Source organism: Neorhizobium sp. T25_13, from assembly GCF_002968675.1.
Lineage (GTDB): Bacteria > Pseudomonadota > Alphaproteobacteria > Rhizobiales > Rhizobiaceae > Neorhizobium > Neorhizobium tomejilense.
On record NZ_PVBI01000003.1, the window covers coordinates 45,886 to 64,134 of the forward strand.

An 18,249-nucleotide genomic window follows, 5' to 3' on the forward strand; every position below is an offset into this window, starting at 1 on the left:
GCTCAGGCCAGAAGCGCCACCGGCTTTGCAGCCTTGGCTGGCTTGGGCTCGATACAGTGGAGATCGGCAAGCGTCGCCCGAATTGCTTCGTCGATCGGCGTCGAAGGCTCCTCGCCCAGGAAGGCTTGCAGTTTGTCATTGCTCATTCGCACCGACACCTTCCAGAGATAGCGCATCTCGCCGAGCTCCCGGAATATCGGCACGAAGGGCGATCCAAGCTTCAGCAGCCACCATGGAAACGCCTTGACCTTCGGCTGTTGCCCGACGACCCTGCCGATTGCCGTGATCATCTCGCTGCCGTCCCGGTCCCAGAAACCTCGCATCTGGAAGCGGGCGAAATGCGGCAGTTCACCTTCGCGATCGATCAGCCGCAACATGGTCTCGGCCACGTCCGGCAGATAGGCCCATTGGTGGCCGACGCCCTCGGCATTCGGCCGGCTGACCGACCGAACCGGCTTGCCGGGCTTCACCAGGCCTTGGGCGAACCAGCTGTTCGCCGCGCCGGGACCGAAATAATCGCCGGCCCGCACGATCAGTACCGGCACGCCCTCGTTCGAAGCGGCTTCCAGCCGTCGTTCCAGCTCGACCCGGATCGCGCCCTTGCGTGTCACTGGGTTCTGCGGGCTTTCCTCGGTGATCTCGGGAAAGGCGTCCGGCCCGTAATTATAGACCGTGCCCGGCAGCAGGATACGGGCGCCGACGGCGCGGGCCGCCGCGATCGTGTTGTCGAGCATCGGCAGGACCAGCTTTTCCCAGTCCTTATAGCCCGGCGGATTGACCGCATGGACGATCAGCCTGGCATCCTGGGCGGCACGGCGGACATCGGCTGCATTCATCGCGTCGCCCTGGAGCCAGTGAAAGCTAGGTTCCCGCTTTGCCGCTTCCCCCGCTTTGCGGTTGAGGGCGCGGACGGTCCAGCCACGTGCGGCAAGGCCCCGCGCCACATGGCCGCCTATCCCGCCGGTGGCGCCGAGAACGAGGGCGATGGGCTTTAGACCGGGGTTGGAGTTCGATAGTCCCGACATGGCGATAATCCTTCCAGCTGCATGCGTTTCGTTGGCTGGACTATCGCGCCATTCGCTTCTATACGGAATTGGCATAATATCTTTGGTATCCATACAAAAATGAATGACATCAGCTGGGACTTCTACCGGACCTTCCTTGCCGTCCTGCGGCTTGGCTCGTTGTCGGCTGCGGCGCGCGATCTCGGCCTGACGCAGCCGACCGTCGGTCGTCATATCGACGCTCTCGAGCAGGCCTTGGGCCACCAGCTCTTCACCCGCTCGCAACAGGGCTTGCTGCCGACCGAGCCGGCGCTCGCGATGAAACCCTATGCGGAGAACCTCGCCATCACGACCGCCGCCATGCAGCGGCTGGCCTCAGGCGAGATCGGCGCGGTCAAGGGAACGGTGAGGATCAGCGCCAGCGAGGTGATCGGCGTCGAAATCCTGCCGCCGATCTTCGCCAGCCTCCAGGACCAGCACCCGGGGCTGGAACTGGAACTGTCACTGTCGGATTCGCTGGAGGATCTTTTAAGGCGCGAGTCGGATATCGCGGTGCGCATGACCAGTCCGGTCCAGGATGCGCTCGTCACCCGCCATATCGGCGACATCCCGCTTGGGCTTTTTGCCCATCGACGTTATCTGGACCGGCATGGAGTTCCGCAAAGCCCGGACGACCTCGCCGCCCATAGGCTGATCGGCTTCGACCGTCGCACCGCCTTCGTTCGCGCCGCCGCGGACCGTATCCGGGCCACCTCGCCGGCCTTTCCCGATATCGAAAATATCCGCTGGAGCTACAAGGCGGACAACAATCTCGCCCAACTGGCGGCGATCCGCGGCGCTGTCGGCATCGGCATCTGCCAGGTCGGCATTGCCCGTCGCGATCCGAATCTGGTCCGGCTGCTGCCCGAAGTTTTCGAGCTGCCGCTCGACACCTGGGTTGCCATGCATGAAAATCTGAAATCGTCCCCGCGCTGGCGCGTCGCCTTCGACGCGCTCGTCAAAGGCCTATTGGACTATGTCCGCGGCTGACCGCTTCAGTGGGTGGTCGGCGCCTCGTCGCCATCCATGACCTCGGCCTCTGGCCGGTCGCCACCCTCGCTGTATTCGGTGTGCCAGATGCCCTTTTCATCCTGCCAGCTGATTTCTTCCGGGTCTCCGCCGACCTGCTGTTCGGCCGCGACGATGCGCGCCGCCTGCAAGGCGTCTGAATGGCTGGGAAAAGTTTCCGAATAGACGTCGCCCTGGCGATAGGCCCAGCCGCCGTCATGCGGCACGACTTTATAGGTAACCTTGGTCATACTCCCTCCTGTCTTTTACGGCTGCCTCGATCCATTCGGATCCTTGTCCTGTCGCGGCACCGGGGTGAGAAATTGAAAAGGTACCGCGAAGTTCCAAGCCACATCGCAAATCACGTCATAAATTATGACATCAAAGGCCGCCGACCGCAAATCCTCGACACGAAAGCGGAACCTTGCTTGATGCCGCAGGTTGCCGCCTTAGATTGTCATCGGCCAAGGTCAGGAGCGGAACGTGGGTCTGTTGTCCCTGCTGAAGCAGGAAAGATTTCTTATCGTCGCGCTGGCCGCAGGCTTCGTTGCTTATTCCGTCGAACACTCCCTGCTCGAGGCCGGCAAAACGGCTTCGCTGATCGCCGCCGTCGTCCTGATCGGCATCATCATTCTCGCCTCGACCCGCGTCGCCCACCATGCCGAAGTGCTCGCCCACAAGGTCGGCGATCCCTACGGCACGATGATCCTGACGCTGTCGGCAGTGGCGGTCGAAGTGCTGATCCTCGCCATCATGATGGGCAATACCAGCTCACCCACCCTGGTGCGTGACACGATCTATGCGGCGGTCATGCTGGACATCAACGGCATCCTTGGCCTCGCCGCCCTGCTCGGCGGCCTGCGCCATGGCGAGCAGCCCTATAACGACGATTCCAGCCGCACCTACAGCGTCATGATCCTGACGGCCATGAGCATTTCCATGATCGTCCCGGAGTTCATTCCCGGCCACCGTTGGCACTATTATTCCGCCTTCACGATCTGTGCGATGATCGCGCTCTATGCGGTCTTCCTGAAGATGCAGGTCGGTCCGCACAGCTATTTCTTCAGCTACACCTATCCGCGCGCCAAGGTGGCAACGGGCGGCCAGACGCCGAAAGAGGAGGCCGAACACGAATCCTCGGCGATCTCGATCGGCCTCATCCTTGTCGGCGTCCTGATCATCGGCTTCCTCGCCGAATTCATGTCCACCTTCATGAATGCCGGGCTGGAGGGCAGCGGCGCACCGCTGACACTGATGGCTGTCGTGGTTGCGGCGATTTCCGCAGCGCCCGAAATCCTGACCGCCCTGCGCGCAGCACTGCGCAACCGCATGCAGTCCGTCGTCAACATCGCCATGGGAGCCTCGCTCTCGACCGTCATCCTCACCGTGCCCGTGATGGAGAGCATCGCCCTCTACAGCGGCCAGCCCTTCGTGATGGCAATGACGCCGGTTCAGACCGTCATGGTCGCCGTCACCCTGATCGCCGCCGCGATCAACCTCAACGACGGGCAGACCAACGCCATCGAAGGCATGACCCATTTCGTTCTTTTCGCTACCTTCGTGATGCTGACGGCGCTGGGTCTCTAGGCAAAAGAGATTCCGCATCAAAGGCTTGCGCGCGACAACGGAATCGGATCGGGAAGAGGTTGAATCAATGTCTGAAATATGGTCGTGTCCGCCGCGGCGAAGGCCGGTTTCCCAGCCGGTCGTCCAGCAATGGGCGCGATAACCGTGTTGCGCACGAAGGAGATTTTAAATGTCTACACCTCCCTACAGAGCCGACCACGTCGGTTCGCTGCTGCGTCCCGCTTCCGTCAAGGAAGCCCGCAAGAAGTTCTATGAAGACAAGAGCATTTCCGCAGACGAGTTGAAGGCCGTCGAAGACGAAGGCATCCGCGAACTCGTCAAGTTGCAGGAAAGCGTCGGCCTGAAGGTCGTGACCGACGGCGAAGCCCGTCGCCACTTCTGGCATTACGACTTCCTCGGCCTGCTCGACGGCATGGAATTCGTCACCCGCGAGGCCCACAAGGGCGTCACCTTCCACGGCGTCAAACTGCCGCCGACCTTCCCGACCATCAACGGCAAGCTCGACTTCCCGGATGATCACCCGCATCTGGAACACTTCAAGTTCCTCGCCGCCAACACCAACGTGACGCCGAAGATCTCCATCCCCGGCCCGAGCGTCGCCCATTACCGCACCGCCCGCGCCGACGTGACCTATCCGGAATACCAGGACCAGGAAGCGTTCTTCGCAGCTCTCGCCCGCACCTATGCCAAGGCCGTGCGGAAATTCTACGAAGCCGGCTGCCGTTATCTGCAGATGGACGACATCTATTTCGCCTATCTTGGCGACGAGAAGCAGCGCGCCATGAAGCGCGAGGAAGGCTACGATCCGGACTGGCTGATCGAGAAATACGCATTGACCATGCATGAAGCGATCAAGGACCGCCCGAAGGACATGCTGATCGGCATGCATATGTGCCGCGGCAACTTCCGCTCCACCTGGGCTGCCGAAGGCGGTTACGATGCAGCGGCCGACGCGATCTTCAACAAGACCGGCGTCGACATGTTCTTCATGGAATACGACACCGAGCGTGCCGGCGGCCTGCAGCCGCTGAGCCTTCTCCAGAAGGGTTCCAAGCAGCGCGTCTATCCGGGCTTCATCACCACCAAGACCGGTGAACTGGAGACGCTCGATTCGCTGCGCCGTCACTTCGACGAAGCCTCCAAGTTCGTCGATATCGACCAGCTCGGCATCGCGCCGCAATGCGGTTTCGCCTCGACCGAAGAAGGCAATTCGATCACCGAGGACGACCAGAAGCGGAAGCTGGAACTCGTCGTCAAGACCGCCGAAGCCATCTGGGGCACGGCCTGATCTGATATTCGTGCGCCGCGGGTCGAATAACCCGCGGCTGCCACTTGAGAAATCATTGTTCTAGCTTAGGTTCCTATTCGGATTTAACCCGAGGGAGATTGCAACAATGGGTATATTCGACAAGATCAAGAATGCGATTTGGGGCGCGGATGAAGCAGCACCGGCCGCCGAACCTCTGAAACCGGCCGCTCCGGTTTCCGCGTCCGCCGCCCCGGCGGCCAATCCGACGCCCATCCCTTCGGCAACGCCGTCGTCGGGTCCCGTCGACATCACGCCCATACTCGACGCAGCGGTCAAGAAGAGCGGCCAGAAGCTCGATTGGCGCAAGTCGATCGTCGACCTGATGAAGGCGCTCGGTCTCGATTCCAGCCTTACGGCCCGCAAGGAACTGGCCGCCGAGCTGCACTATACCGGCGACACCAACGACTCCGCGACGATGAACGTCTGGCTCCACAAGGCGCTGATGAAGAAGCTCGCCGAAAACGGCGGCAAGGTTCCGGCTGACCTCGCCGACTGATCCGCAATCTCGTCCGAACGCACGAAGCCCGCTCTCACCGGCGGGCTTTTTGTTCGCAACCCAGCAATAAAATAATCTTGAACGAACTGTGTACGGCGCTTGCCGATGAACGCCCTAGATGAAGGCATTGCCGAAGACTCCTTCGCCGCGTGCGGGAGTGTCGTTGCAGGCCTTGGCGGTCGATGCCGCCCTATTGAAGGGAGTCCATGATGAAACGCCTCAGTCTTCTCGTGACCGGTTCGGCCCTCTCGCTTGCCCTGTTGGCCGGCCCCGTTTTTGCTCAGAACGCCGGCCAGCCCGCGGAAACCAAGGCGCCGAACGCCCGCGACCAGAAACCCGCCTTCGCCAACCAGACGCGCGCTCCACAGCCGGCCCGGATGCCGAAGATCGCACAGGAGGTGGTCGCCGACGGCCTGCCGCATCTCTGGGCAATGGAATTCCTGCCCGACGGCCGTATGCTGGTGACCGCCAAGCAGGGCGCCATGCACATCATCTCCGAGGAAGGCGAAGCTGGACCGAAGATCGAAGGCGTTCCGGCAGTCCTCGCCAGAGGCCAGGGCGGCCTGCTCGACGTCGCGCTTGCCCCGGATTTTGCCACATCCGGCATGATCTTCTTCTCCTTCTCCGAACAGCGCCAAGACGGCAACGGCACATCGGTCGCATCGGCCAAACTCGTCCGGGACGACCGCAGCAGCGGCAAGCTCGAGAACGTCAAGGTGATCTTCCGCCAGATGCCGAGCTATGACGGCAACAATCATTTCGGCTCGCGCCTCGTCTTCGGCCCCAACGGGGAACTCTACGTGACGGTCGGCGAACGTTCCGATCCGCAGCCGCGCGTACAGGCGCAGGATATCGCGAGCGGCCTCGGCAAAGTCTTTCGCATCGACGTGAACGGCAAGGCTCTGCCCGACAATCCGTTCGTCAATCGGCAGAGCGCCCAGCCGGAAATCTGGTCGCTCGGCCACCGCAACCTGCAGTCCGCCACCCTCGACGGACAGGGCCGTCTCTGGACCGTCGAGCACGGACCGCGCGGCGGCGACGAGCTGAACCGCCCGGAAGCCGGCAAGAATTACGGCTGGCCGGAAGTCACCTATGGCATCGACTATAGCGGCAGGCCGATCGGCAAGGGCATCACCGCCACGAGGGAGACGGAACAGCCGGTCTATTTCTGGGACCCGGTCATCGCCCCGTCCGGCATGGCCTATTACGACGGCGACGCCATCCCCGAATGGAAAAATTCCTTCCTGATCGGCGGCCTCGTCGCCCAGGGTATCGTGGTCGTCCACATGGACGGCGACAAGGTCGCCTATGAAGAGCGCGTGCCGCTCCAGGCCCGCATCCGCGACGTCAAGATCGGCCCCGACGGCGCCGTCTACGCCGTCACCGAACAACGCGGCGGCGGGGAATCGACAATCGTAAAACTGACCAAGAGCTGATGGGTGATTTTGGGCAAGCGGCACTTTACGGCGCCCGCTGCCTGACCGAAATGTATGTCCGGCCGCTGTCATGGTCAACGGATGCCTGAAAACAGAAAAGCCCGCCGTCGCTGGCGGGCTTCTGCTGATTGAGTGAGACAGCTTACTTGCAGTTTGCGCAGAAGCGCTGGATCCGCTTGCAGGCTTCTTCGAGCTGTTCTTCCGAAGCCGCATAGGAAATGCGGAAATTGGGGCCGAGGCCGAAGGCCGAACCGTGGACGACGGCCACGCCTTCGGTTTCCAGAAGCTCGGTGACGAAATCTTCGTCGGTCTCCATGACCTTGCCCGACGGCGAAGTCTTCCCGATCAGCCCGGCGCAGGACGGGTAGACGTAAAAGGCACCTTCCGGAGACGGGCAGACAATGCCCTTCGCCTGGTTCAGCATCGACACGACCAGGTCGCGGCGGCCTTCGAAGATCTTCTTGTTCTGCGGAATGAAATCCTGCGGACCGTTGAGCGCCTCCACCGAAGCCCATTGGGCGATCGTGCAGGCGCCTGACGTCTGCTGGCCCTGGATCATGTCCATTGCCTTGATCAGTTCGAGCGGGCCGGCCGCATAACCGATACGCCAGCCGGTCATCGCATAGGCCTTGGAAACGCCGTTCATCGTCAGCGTCCGGTTGTAGAGCTTCGGCTCCACTTCCGCCGGCGAGACGAACTTGAAGTCGCCATAGGTCAGGTGCTCGTACATGTCGTCGGTCAGTACCCAGACATGCTCGTGCTTGACGAGCACGTCGGTCAGCGCCTTGAGTTCGTCATGGCTATAGGCAGCGCCCGACGGGTTGGACGGCGAGTTGAACAGGAACCACTTGGTCTTCGGCGTGATCGCCTTTTCGAGATCGGCGGCGGTCACCTTGAAGTTGTTTTCCTGGCTCGCCTTGATGATCACCGAAGTGCCGCCGCAGATGGCAACCATCTCCGGATAGGAAACCCAGTAGGGCGCGGTGATGATCACTTCATCGCCGGGATTCAAGGTCGCCATGAAGGCGTTGAAAAGAATCTGCTTTCCGCCGGTGCCGACGATCGTCTGGGCCGGCGTGTAGTCGAGATTGTTCTCGCGCTTGAACTTCTTGGCGATCGCCTCGCGAAGCTGCGGAATGCCGGATACCGGCGGATATTTGGTCTCGCCGCGATTGATCGCGTCGATGGCGGCTTTCTTGATGTTGTCCGGCGTATCGAAGTCCGGCTCGCCTGCGCCGAGCCCGATCACGTCGCGGCCCTTTGCTTTCAGGTCGCGGGCTTTCTGGGAAACGGCGATGGTGGCAGAGGGCTTTACGCGGGAAAGTGCGTCGGCAAGAAAGGCCATAATCTTCGTCCTGAAGAGCTGTTGAACAAGGCGGCATCGCGCGCCGAAAACCGCCCGTACGCTCTATGTCTAAACTATGACGCCGTTTCAAGCACAAAGCTTGAATGTGAGCCATGAAAGAAGCTGATTAAAACCTTCGAAACCTTGTTTACAACCGCGTAACCCTTGGCTGCTACAACCAGGAGGGATGGGATAACGGAAATCGACGGGCACGGGCATGACGCCGAGAAGCATCTTCGCCAATCTGGTTCGCAGCGACAATGGGTCGTTCTCCACCGTCTACGGTCCTTTCCTGCTGCAATCCGCGCTACAGCCGATCCTTCGCTCCGGCCCGGAAACCGGCCTTGAAATCGAAGCTTTCGAGGGCCTGCTGCGCGCCTCCCGCGATGGCGAACCGGTGTCGCCGGCCGAGTTCTTTCCGCTCGTGTCCCCGATCGACATGGCCGATGTCGACAGCATCCTGCGCACCATTCACATCTTGAACACCGGCCGGCTGAACCGGTCCCGCGCCGGGATCTTCGTCAAGTTCCATCCCGGCCTCTTCCGCACGTCCCAGGAAATGCGCCAGGAAGTCGATCGCATCAAGGTCGCCAGCCACGAGGCCGGCCTGGCGCCCGATCGGATCGTCTGCGAAATCTCCGAAAGATCCGGCGCGTCGGACGACATTGTCGTCGCCTTCACCGAGCACATGCAGGCGGTCGGCTTCCGCATCGCGATCGACGATTATGGCGCCCGCGATTCCGATCTCGACCGTCTGAAGCGCATCAAGCCGGACTACGTGAAATTCGAGGCCGCCTGGGTGCGCGACTTCCTGGATAATTCCGCCGGTTACGCTCTACTGCGCGTCATCGTCCGGCAGATGCTCGACGATGGTATCGAACCGATCTTCGAAGGGCTCGAAGAGCTTTGGCAGGTAGATCTCTGCGAAGATCTCGGCGTGCCGCTGATGCAGGGTTATGCCCTGGCGCGGCCCGAACTCGCCCCGACGACATTCAACGAAAGCTTCCCGGAAAGCCTGGCCGACTTCGCGCCGCTCCAGACGACCGGCAATGAAATCACGGCCGGCGTCAGCCGGGCCGCAGCAACCCTACCTCCTCCGGCCCTGGCCAAACCGGCATTCGCAAGGCCTGCCCGCGCTTTTGGCCGCCGGCAATCCAGCGGCGAGTAGGTCCAGCAGACCGCAGATTTCACGCTGGGGATGCGTATCGCTATCGTCTGCAATATCGGCCCGGAATGCGCTCCGACCTCATTCAGAGACATGAGCGGCAAAATTTTTTCTTTTCGCGCCATTTGCGCCAAAACGGCACAGAAGAAGGTTAGCAAAGCATTGCCAGCGATGGAATCGCCTCGCCGCACCATCAGGGAAGGCGCAAAGCCCGCATTTTCCGGGGGTTCCCGCGATTTGCAATTTGCCATTGTGGCGACAATTCAAAAAACTTTTTCTTGCCAATTTTCAATAAACACAGCACTCTGTGCAAGTTCGGGCAATTTACGAGCATGGGAAGACCTATAATGACGCGCTCCGAAGGCGCTAAGACTTCGGGCGGTAGGCCGGGGGCGGAGATTTCAAAGCAATTCCTTCCGGTCATCGCGGTAAAGACAGGGACCCTTTCTTAAAGCTGCCTGCCGCCGCCCTTCGGGGCTACACTGTGATGCTGTCCGCCGCTGAACACGGACAGAGAGAAAAGGACCTGCTGCATGGCCGAGACTGGCACTGTAAAATTCTTCAATACCGACAAAGGCTTCGGCTTTATCAAGCCTGACAATGGTGGCGCCGATATCTTTGTCCATATCTCTGCCGTACAGGCTTCCGGCCTGTCCGGATTGTCTGAAAACCAGAAAGTAAGCTTCGACACGGAACCGGATCGTCGCGGCAAAGGCCCCAAGGCCGTCAATCTGCAGATCGCCGGCTAAGCCTCCAGAGGCTTGCCATTTCGAGTTGAAGCCCGGCAGAGATGCCGGGTTTTTTTAAACCGACGTATGTTGCGGCTTCGATCCGCCGAGGCCGCGCAGGAATGGATTTGTGCGCCGTTCGTCGCCGATCCGGCTGCCCGGCCCGTGGCCGCAGATGAACCCGACCTCGTCCCCGAGCGGCAGAACCTTGTCGCGGATCGAAGCGAGCAGCGTATCGTGATCTCCGCCCGGCAGATCCGTGCGCCCGATCGAGCCGTTGAACAGCACGTCGCCGAGATGCGCGAAACCCTGAGCACGGTTGTAGTAGATCACATGTCCGGGCGCATGTCCGGGGCAATGGAAAATCTCGAAGACATGCTCGCCGAACGAAACCTTGTCTCCTTCGTTGAGCCAGCGGTCCGGCAAGACGTTGCGCACCTCCATCTTGACCCCGAATTTTTCCGCCTGCGTCTCCAGGCGCTGCAGCAGCGGCAGGTCCGCCTCGTGGGGACCGATCACCGGGATGCCCAGCGCCTCGCGCAATTCGTCGGCGCCGCCCGCATGATCGATGTGCCCGTGCGTCAGCCAGATTTCCATGGCCGTGATGCCGTTTTCCTTGATGATCTGAAGGATCGTCGGCACGTCGCCGCCCGGATCGACGACCACGCCCTGCTTGGTCTCCTCGTCGAAGAGGATGGTGCAGTTCTGCTGGAATGGCGTAACCGGAATGATACCGGCCTGTAACTTGCCCATGATGCCTCGGCCTGAACGATGATGCTTGCCGGGATATACCGATAAACGCAGGGCATTTCAGCCGAAAAGATCAGTTCGAGGCAAGGGTCGTGTAATGCGCGTTGGCGGAAACCGGCGGCGCGAGCGATACGGTGGCAATCAGGAAGGCTGCAATCGCGATCTTCAGCACGAAAACGGTCACCAGCACGCTTCTGAGCGGATTGGCCGCGCCGGATGTTTCCATCCTGATCGGCGGCAATGCGCTGAAGGTCTGGGCGCTGAAGGTCTGGGCGGTGAAGGTCTGGGCGGTCGCGGTCGGGTTCGTCATGGGTCTCTCCGGTGCTTCTGGCGGGATCAATGGGTTGGCGGCACAAAGGTTCCGTCCCCCATTCTACCTGTGGCACCCTCGCCACAGCTTGCAGAATCCGCCCGTATTCGGCGGAACCACCGGGACATGCGGGTGTTACCCTGCCAGTCAACATGAGGAGAAAATCCATGACGACTTGGTTGAAATGCCCGGAATTGAAGTGGCTTGGCCTCGGCGCCGTCCTTTCGGCGCTTGCCCTGCCCGCCCAGGCGCAGATGACCACCACCACCGCTTCGGACATCATCGTCCGCTCCGGTCCCGGCCAGGATTATCCCGAGATCGGGATGGCCACCCGCGGCAGCCCCGCCATGATGGACGGCTGCCTCCAGGGTAGCAAATGGTGCCGCATCGACGTCAACGGCATGCGCGGGTGGGTCTATGCGGAATACCTGACCATCCGCCACAACGGCTCGGCGGTGGCGGTGGAAGAATATCGCACTCGGTATGAAGTGCCGTCCGTGACCTATGAGACGACCGCAAGCGTCACCCCGCCGGCCGCCGTTCCGGGTCCGGGGGATGTCCTGCTCGGCCCGGTCGGTGCGGTCGAACCCGTCGAACCGCCGGAAACCGTCATCAGCTACATCGAAGAGCACCCGGTCCGGCCGGTCTACGTCCGCAACGAAGTGGCGATCGGCGCGACGCTGCCGCCTGAGGTCGTGGTCCAGCAGGTGCCGGACTACGATTACGATTACGTCGTCGTCAACGACCGCCCGGTTCTTGTCGATCCCGGCACCCGCCGTATCGTGCACATCTACGATTGAGCTCCACCATAAAAGGGCGCTGTTCGGCAGCGCCCTTCCCGGTGGCTCACAGCGCCCCCGCCCTCCCCAACAAATGCTGTTGATTGTTCAGCCTGATCGCGCTTTATGACGAGCGGCAGGTTACAATGCGAGATCGGCAATAAGAGCTTCGGCCCCAAGATCTTCGGACCCTGGGGTAAGCAGCCGCAAAGGGAAAGGAAACGCGAGTGTCGCGCGCATCGACGGGAAAAGCCGTCAAGAAGGTCATGCCGACAATGCCGGCAGTCGACGAAGCCCAGATCGACTTCGAGACCATCGAACTGCTTTTCTTCGCCTACCGCGATTTCGTGTCCGACCCGGATGCGATCCTCGCCAAGATCGGCATGGGCCGCGCCCACCACCGCGTCGTCTATTTCGTCTGCCGCCAGCCGGGCATGATGGTCACCGACCTTCTCGACACGCTGCAGATCACCAAACAGAGCCTTGCGCGCGTTCTCAAGCAGCTGATCGAATCCGGCTATATACGCCAGATGGCCGGCGCCAAGGATCGCCGCGAGCGCAGGCTCTATCCGACCCTTGCAGGCCGTGAGCTGGCTCTCGCCCTTTCCGAGCCGCAATCGCGCCGTATCGCTCGCGCCATGGACGAGCTGCCCCCCGACACGCGGGCCTCGGTCAAGGAATTCCTGCGCCGTATGCGCGGCCGCGACGAAAGCCTCGAGCCTATCGACAGCGACTTGGACTAAGTGGGACCTTTGAGATGACGACACTGCCCCCTTCCGATGATGCGCCTCATCTTCTCGTCGTCGATGACGACACGCGCATCCGCGATCTTCTGAACCGCTACCTGATGGAGCAGGGTTTTCGCATCACCGTCGCGGGCGACGCCGCCGAAGCCCGCCGCAAGCTCGAAGGCCTGCATTTCGACCTCATCATTCTCGACGTGATGATGCCCGGGGAATCCGGCATTTCGCTCACCCAATCGCTCTACCAGAAGAAGACGGTGCCGGTGATCCTGCTGACGGCGCGCGCCGAATCGGAATCCCGTATCGCCGGTCTCGAAGCGGGCGCCGACGACTATCTGTCGAAGCCGTTCGATCCGCGCGAACTGGTGCTGCGCATCAACAATATCCTGCGCCGCAGCACCTCACCCGATACGCCCAAGATCGAGCAGATCATGTTCGGCCCCTTCACCTTCTCGATCCCGCGCAAGGAATTGCGCAGGGCCGCCGAAACCATCCGGCTGACCGATCGCGAACAGGAGATCATGTTGCTTTTCGCGCTGCGGGCCGGCGACACCATTCCCCGCCACGAGCTGATCGGCGACGATGCCGAGGTCGGCGAGCGCACGATCGACGTGCAGATCAATCGTTTGCGGCGTAAGATCGAGGAAGATCCGGCCAACCCCGTCTATCTCCAGACGGTGCGTGGCATCGGATACAGGCTGAGTATCGATTAGCCGGAAGAGACCGGCACAGGCTGAAGGCAGGATGGCACTTTTCGACCCACTGAAGCGCGACATCGACCGGCTCACCCTGCCGGGCTGGCGCCCGATGACCCGCTGGCTGCGCCGCCGCCTGCCGACCGGCCTCTACACCCGTTCGCTTCTGATCGTCATCCTGCCGATGCTGCTGCTGCAGGGTGTCGTCGCCTCCGTCTTCATGGAGCGGCACTGGCGCATGGTGACCGAGCGCCTGTCGGAAAGCACGGTGCGCGATATCGCCGGCATTATCGAGGTGATCCAGGCCTATCCGCAGGACAGCAACTATGACGCCATCAGCCGCATCGCAAGCGACGCGCTGAACCTCACCATCGCGGTCGAGGAAAACGGCCAGCTGCCGCCACCCCGCTCCCGCCCCTTCTTTGAGATCCTCGATGACATCCTTGCCGAACAGATCACCCGCCAGATCCAGATGCCGTTCTGGATCGACACGATCGGAGACAGCCGGCTTGTCGAGATCCGTATCAAGTTCGATACCCGGGTGCTGCGCGTCTTCGTCCGCCGCGGCTCCACCTATGCCTCCAACACTCATATCTTCCTGGTCTGGATGATCGGGGCGGCCGTCGTTCTGGTGATAATCTCCATCCTTTTCCTGCGCGGCCAGATCCGGCCGATCCTGACGCTTGCGAGCGCCGCCGAAAGCTTCGGCAAGGGGCAGAAGACCGACGGTTTCGCGCCCCGCGGCGCTGACGAAATCCGCCGCGCCGGCCTTGCCTTCATCCAGATGCGCGAGCGCATCGAGCGGCAGATGGAGCAGCGCACCGCCATGCTCGCCGGCATCAGCCACGACTTGAGAACCATCCTCACCCGCTTCAAGCTGCAGCTGGCGCTTGCCGGCGACAAGCCGGAACTGGCCGGCATGAGCCAGGATGCCGACGACATGCAATCGATGCTGGAAGGTTATCTCGCCTTCGCCAAGGGTGAAGCGGAAGAAGATTTTGGCGAACTGCGGTTGAGCGAACTGCTTGAAAAGCTCCGGTCGGAATTTGCGCTGCACGGCAAGACCATGACCTACGAGATCGACGGCGAGGACGAGATCGCGGTGCGGCCGAATGCCTTCGCCCGGCTTGTCGGCAACTTGGTGTCCAACAGCGAGCGTTACGCCAAGACGCTCCATGTGGACGCTCGGCATAGCGCCAAGTGGCTGACGCTGACGCTCGACGACGACGGTCCGGGCATTCCGCCGCAATCTCGCGAGGACGTCTTCAAGCCGTTCTACCGCCTGGACGAGGCTCGCAATCTCAATGCGTCCGGCACCGGCCTCGGCCTTGCGATCGCCCGCGATATCGCCCGCGCCCATGGCGGCAACGTCACGCTCGCCGACAGTCCCCGCGGTGGCTTGCGCGCCGTCGTCCGCGTCCCAGCCTGATCATTCTTTCGAGGAACCGATGCCGATCGACCTGTCCCACATGACCTGGCTGAACCCGCCGCCGGAAAGCCGTGAAGAGAACGGCAGTCTGGCCGCCCGCTCCGGCTTCGAGACCGACTTCTGGCAGGGCACCTATTACGGCTTTCACCGCGACAGCGGCCACTTCCTCCATCGGATCCGAAGCGGCGACTTCACCGCCGAAACCTCCTTCGTCGGCCGCTACGAGGCGCTCTACGACCAGGCGGGCCTGATGATCCGCCATGACGAAAAACACTGGATGAAATGCGGCGTCGAATTCACCGACGGCGCCCGCCATTTCAGCGTGGTGGTGACCAACGGCCACTCCGACTGGTCCGCCTTCCGCCTCACCGACGATTTCGAGGAAATCTCCGTCCGCGTCACCCGCATGGGCGACGCCCTCTTCGTCCAGTACCGAACCGACACCCAGCCGGACTGGCGAATGGCGCGGCTCGCTTTCTTCCCACCCGAACTCACCGACCTCTCTATCGGCATGACCTTCTGCTCGCCGCAACGCGAAGGCTTCGAGGTCGAGTTCCGGTCGTTCAGGCTGACTGAGGTCGACAGCCGCGATATCCACTGACAATCCGCACTGCGGATCAGCGCCCGGGCTACATCAGCTTCCGGCCGTTCGGCACCGGCTGTTCGACGGAGGCAAGCACGATTGCACCGTTTTCGTCCTCGAATCCGAGGGTCAGCACTTCCGAGCGGAACGGCCCGATCTGCCTCGGCGGGAAGTTGACGACGCCCAGCACCTGCCGTCCGACAAGCGTTTCCGGGGTATAATGCACGGTGATCTGCGCCGAGGATTTCTTGATGCCGATCTCCGGGCCGAAATCGATCTTCAGCTTGAAGGCGGGCTTCCGGGCTTCCGGAAACGCCTCGACCTCGATGATCGTGCCGACGCGGATGTCCACCTTTTCGAAGTCGGAATAGGTGATGTTCTCAGCCATTCGAATTCACTCAGGCGCCGAGTTCTTCGGCTCTGTCGCGGGCAGCCGCGATCGCCTTGTCGAACAGCGGCTGCATGCCGTCGTCGGCCATCAGCACGGCAAGTGCCGCAGCCGTCGTGCCGTTCGGCGAGGTGACGTTCTGCCGAAGTCTGGAAGCGTCGTCCGGGGACTGGTAGAGGAGCTCACCAGCCCCCGAGACAGTTTCCCGCGCAAGCCGCATGGCGAGGTCCGCCGGCAGGCCTGCTTTCCGGCCCGCTTCCGCCATGCACTCCACGAGATAGAACACGTAAGCCGGGCCGCTGCCCGAAACGGCGGTCACGGCGTCGATATCCGCTTCGCTCGAAACCCATTCCACCGGCCCGCTGACCTTGAGCAGGGATTGCACCGTTTCGCGCTGGGCGTCGGTAACCTTGGGATTGGCATAGGCGCCGGTAACGCCGCGGCCGATCATGGCAGGCGTATTCGGCATGGCGCGCACCATGGCCGCCTCGCCGAGATGTTTTTCGAGATAGGCGAGCGTCTTGCCGGCGGCGACCGAAACCACCGCCGTGCCGGGCCCTACGACAGATTTCAGAGGCGGCAGGACCGCATCCATGAGCTGCGGCTTGACGGCAAGAAACAGGATGTCGGCGGAAGCACCATCGGGCACCGACGCAAAGTGACGCGCGCCGGCCTCAGAGATCATCGTCTTCATGGCGTCCGAAGGCGACGGATCGATGACCGTCACGGACGTGCCGGGCACGCCCTTCTTCAGCCAGCCAGACAGCATGGCGCCACCCATATTGCCGACGCCGATCAGAATGATGGATCCCAAATGACCCAATGCCATCAGCATTCGCCCACGGTTTCGAACAGAACGGCTTCCATGGCGGCTTTCGCCTCCATGCCCGACCATACGACAAACTGGAACGCCTGGTAATAGGATTCGCAGGCGTCGAGGGCGCTCGAAAGCAGCACTTCGACCTGCTGGTTGTTGGGTTCGGCACCGCCGGCCAGCAGCAGCGACTGCCGGAAGATGACGACGTCTTCCTGGCGCCATACGTCGAAATGGCCCATCAGCACCTGGCCGTTGACGTGGCTCAGCAGGCGGATGACCTCGTTGACGCGGGCGTCGGGAATTTTGAGGTCGAAAGCGCAGGCGAGATGCAGCGCTTCGAACTCCTCCATCCAGGAGAAGGAAACATGGTAGTCCGTCCAGCGGCCTTCCACGGTCATGGCGATCTCGTCTTCACCCGACCGTTCGAACGTCCAATCGTTCGAGGCAGCAACGAATTCGATCATATCGACCGGATTCGACTGGCGTTCGATTTCCATTTCCATAAGCGTCATGCGGCACCTTCTTGACCGGAATGAATGCGAATTCGTGCGGTAAAACGCCAAAAACACGCGAACACTAACCGGGAACAACACTGTCGATGATCGTCCGACGCTTCCAGAATAACGCAGTCACCCTGTCTGGAGCTTACCAAGCCGTTTCGAATCATCCTTTAAAATCAGTGTACCTAGACGGAGTCCGGCTGCCAGCCCCTTCCTCGGTTTTTACATGGGCAAAACTCCAAACATGGTTCGCAGCGGAGATCAGAACGGAGTCATAAGCGACTCTGGACACTGGCTTTTTTGAATGTGTCCACAGGGCGTCATTTTTTTCATTTCAACACCTGCGCCCGCGCCGAAAATCTGTTCGGCACGGTACGAACGGAGAGCCCACACGAATGCGGAACCTCGATTGGTTTTTTAATGGTGGCTCCGCATTCGCGTGGCCTTCGGCGTCTTTTCGGGGCTTCCGGCCCCTACAGGTGATCATCTCGCCTCGCTGCGTGGCTGTGTTCACGGTTTCCTTTCGGGAAACCTTGCCACTTGCACGGCTCAACCGAACCGGACATGGCTGTCCGGGGGAGGCTTGATAGGAATGGTCGTCTTTCGACTTGCACTCCATGGCTTTCACCTCTTCCACCATCCCCGCACGTTACGGTTCCAATGAAAGCGCCGGCCTCCGCCTGCCCGCGAACGTCTCGCGAAACACTCCGGCGACGGAAGCGGGAGGATTGTAGGCATGGGTCGAAGGGACGGGGAAGGTATCAGGTGCGCTGCCTTTCCTCTTCCCTTGGGGAGAGGAAGAAAAAACAGTACCTTAGCTGACAAGCTGAGTGCCAGATTTTACGGGAGAGAGGCTGATCATCCCCGGGAAACGCAGGTCACTGTCCCGAAAGCTTCGCTTCCAGCGCTTCGATCCGCGCCTTCAGCGCCTCGTTCTCGTCGCGGGCGCGGGCGGCCATTTCGCGGACGGCCTCGAATTCCTCGCGCTTGACCACATCCATATTGTTGAGAAACCGCTCGGCCTGGGCATGGAATGCCGTTTCGACCTCCTTGCGCACGCCCTGGGCAGCGCCGGCCGCATCGGTCATCAGCCGCGCGAAATCGTCGAGAATGCGGTTCGTGCCGGTTGCCATGGTTT

Annotated in this window: 22 protein-coding genes; 13 read left to right on the plus strand and 9 right to left on the minus strand. The window is 61.5% G+C overall.

Features of this window, described 5'->3' with window-relative positions; all coding sequences use genetic code 11:
- Positions 1-2 precede the first annotated feature (2 nt).
- A complete protein-coding gene (locus C5J22_RS07155; protein ID WP_105437713.1) occupies positions 3-1,025 on the minus strand; it encodes an SDR family oxidoreductase in 1,023 nt (340 codons plus the stop codon).
- Between the two features lie 99 nt (positions 1,026-1,124).
- Between C5J22_RS07155 and C5J22_RS07160 the strand changes: the two genes are divergently transcribed.
- Positions 1,125-2,033, plus strand: coding sequence for a LysR family transcriptional regulator (locus tag C5J22_RS07160; RefSeq protein ID WP_105437714.1), 909 nt, complete (start codon positions 1,125-1,127; stop codon positions 2,031-2,033).
- 5 nt (positions 2,034-2,038) lie between these two features.
- Here C5J22_RS07160 and C5J22_RS07165 read toward each other — a convergent pair whose 3' ends face one another.
- A complete protein-coding gene (locus C5J22_RS07165) occupies positions 2,039-2,302 on the minus strand; it encodes a DUF2188 domain-containing protein (RefSeq protein ID WP_105400533.1) in 264 nt (87 codons plus the stop codon).
- 232 nt (positions 2,303-2,534) lie between these two features.
- On the opposite strand from C5J22_RS07165, the gene C5J22_RS07170 reads away from it, so the two are divergent.
- The 4 genes from C5J22_RS07170 (at position 2,535) to C5J22_RS07185 (ending at position 6,879) form a co-directional block, all read left to right on the plus strand.
- On the plus strand, positions 2,535-3,638 hold the full coding sequence (locus tag C5J22_RS07170; protein ID WP_105437715.1) for a calcium:proton antiporter: 1,104 nt from the start codon (positions 2,535-2,537) through the stop codon (positions 3,636-3,638).
- Between the two features lie 169 nt (positions 3,639-3,807).
- Positions 3,808-4,926: a 5-methyltetrahydropteroyltriglutamate--homocysteine S-methyltransferase gene (locus C5J22_RS07175; protein WP_105437716.1), complete on the plus strand. Its 1,119-nt coding sequence runs from the start codon at positions 3,808-3,810 to the stop codon at positions 4,924-4,926.
- Positions 4,927-5,032: 106 nt separating this feature from the next.
- The gene (locus C5J22_RS07180; RefSeq protein ID WP_105437717.1) at positions 5,033-5,443 is read left to right on the plus strand and encodes a DUF3597 domain-containing protein; all 411 of its coding nucleotides are present in this window, start codon (positions 5,033-5,035) and stop codon (positions 5,441-5,443) included.
- Positions 5,444-5,652: 209 nt separating this feature from the next.
- Positions 5,653-6,879: a PQQ-dependent sugar dehydrogenase gene (locus tag C5J22_RS07185; protein WP_105438100.1), complete on the plus strand. Its 1,227-nt coding sequence runs from the start codon at positions 5,653-5,655 to the stop codon at positions 6,877-6,879.
- A gap of 142 nt (positions 6,880-7,021) precedes the next feature.
- Here C5J22_RS07185 and C5J22_RS07190 read toward each other — a convergent pair whose 3' ends face one another.
- The gene (locus C5J22_RS07190) at positions 7,022-8,224 is read right to left on the minus strand and encodes a pyridoxal phosphate-dependent aminotransferase (protein WP_105437718.1); all 1,203 of its coding nucleotides are present in this window, start codon (positions 8,222-8,224) and stop codon (positions 7,022-7,024) included.
- Between the two features lie 217 nt (positions 8,225-8,441).
- Between C5J22_RS07190 and C5J22_RS07195 the strand changes: the two genes are divergently transcribed.
- From C5J22_RS07195 to C5J22_RS07200, 3 genes are all read left to right on the plus strand, one after another.
- Entirely contained in the window at positions 8,442-9,392 is a 951-nt protein-coding gene (locus tag C5J22_RS07195) for an EAL domain-containing protein (RefSeq protein ID WP_105437719.1), read from the plus strand.
- 30 nt (positions 9,393-9,422) lie between these two features.
- On the plus strand, positions 9,423-9,737 hold the full coding sequence (locus C5J22_RS31075; RefSeq protein WP_172746557.1) for a hypothetical protein: 315 nt from the start codon (positions 9,423-9,425) through the stop codon (positions 9,735-9,737).
- Positions 9,738-9,922: 185 nt separating this feature from the next.
- Positions 9,923-10,138, plus strand: a complete 216-nt coding sequence (locus C5J22_RS07200) for a cold-shock protein (RefSeq protein WP_003494703.1) — start codon at positions 9,923-9,925, stop codon at positions 10,136-10,138.
- A gap of 54 nt (positions 10,139-10,192) precedes the next feature.
- On the opposite strand, the gene C5J22_RS07205 is transcribed toward C5J22_RS07200, so the two are convergent.
- Positions 10,193-10,870 carry an MBL fold metallo-hydrolase gene (locus C5J22_RS07205; protein WP_105437720.1) on the minus strand — a complete coding sequence of 226 codons (678 nt, stop codon included), beginning with the start codon at positions 10,868-10,870 and terminating at the stop codon, positions 10,193-10,195.
- A gap of 70 nt (positions 10,871-10,940) precedes the next feature.
- Positions 10,941-11,177 carry a hypothetical protein gene (locus C5J22_RS07210; RefSeq protein ID WP_105437721.1) on the minus strand — a complete coding sequence of 79 codons (237 nt, stop codon included), beginning with the start codon at positions 11,175-11,177 and terminating at the stop codon, positions 10,941-10,943.
- 167 nt (positions 11,178-11,344) lie between these two features.
- Here C5J22_RS07210 and C5J22_RS07215 point away from each other — a divergent pair, with 167 nt between their 5' ends.
- The 5 genes from C5J22_RS07215 (at position 11,345) to C5J22_RS07235 (ending at position 15,424) form a co-directional block, all read left to right on the plus strand.
- The gene (locus C5J22_RS07215; protein ID WP_105437722.1) at positions 11,345-11,977 is read left to right on the plus strand and encodes a DUF1236 domain-containing protein; all 633 of its coding nucleotides are present in this window, start codon (positions 11,345-11,347) and stop codon (positions 11,975-11,977) included.
- Positions 11,978-12,222: 245 nt separating this feature from the next.
- Positions 12,223-12,699, plus strand: coding sequence for a MarR family winged helix-turn-helix transcriptional regulator (locus C5J22_RS07220; RefSeq protein ID WP_105400934.1), 477 nt, complete (start codon positions 12,223-12,225; stop codon positions 12,697-12,699).
- A 14-nt stretch (positions 12,700-12,713) separates the two neighbouring features.
- Positions 12,714-13,412, plus strand: a complete 699-nt coding sequence (locus tag C5J22_RS07225; protein ID WP_046633005.1) for a response regulator — start codon at positions 12,714-12,716, stop codon at positions 13,410-13,412.
- 31 nt (positions 13,413-13,443) lie between these two features.
- Positions 13,444-14,823, plus strand: a complete 1,380-nt coding sequence (locus C5J22_RS07230; protein ID WP_105437723.1) for an ATP-binding protein — start codon at positions 13,444-13,446, stop codon at positions 14,821-14,823.
- A gap of 19 nt (positions 14,824-14,842) precedes the next feature.
- On the plus strand, positions 14,843-15,424 hold the full coding sequence (locus tag C5J22_RS07235) for a DUF1349 domain-containing protein (RefSeq protein ID WP_105437724.1): 582 nt from the start codon (positions 14,843-14,845) through the stop codon (positions 15,422-15,424).
- A gap of 28 nt (positions 15,425-15,452) precedes the next feature.
- On the opposite strand, the gene C5J22_RS07240 is transcribed toward C5J22_RS07235, so the two are convergent.
- The 4 genes from C5J22_RS07240 to C5J22_RS07255 form a co-directional block, all read right to left on the minus strand.
- A complete protein-coding gene (locus tag C5J22_RS07240) occupies positions 15,453-15,794 on the minus strand; it encodes a tRNA-binding protein (protein WP_105437725.1) in 342 nt (113 codons plus the stop codon).
- Positions 15,795-15,804: 10 nt separating this feature from the next.
- Entirely contained in the window at positions 15,805-16,623 is an 819-nt protein-coding gene (gene proC, locus C5J22_RS07245) for a pyrroline-5-carboxylate reductase (protein ID WP_105438101.1), read from the minus strand.
- On the minus strand, positions 16,623-17,123 hold the full coding sequence (locus C5J22_RS07250) for a YbjN domain-containing protein (protein ID WP_046632999.1): 501 nt from the start codon (positions 17,121-17,123) through the stop codon (positions 16,623-16,625). Before C5J22_RS07250 ends, proC begins: the two co-directional genes overlap by 1 nt.
- An 866-nt stretch (positions 17,124-17,989) precedes the next feature.
- A complete protein-coding gene (locus C5J22_RS07255) occupies positions 17,990-18,244 on the minus strand; it encodes an accessory factor UbiK family protein (RefSeq protein WP_037076291.1) in 255 nt (84 codons plus the stop codon).
- Positions 18,245-18,249: the final 5 nt, after the last annotated feature.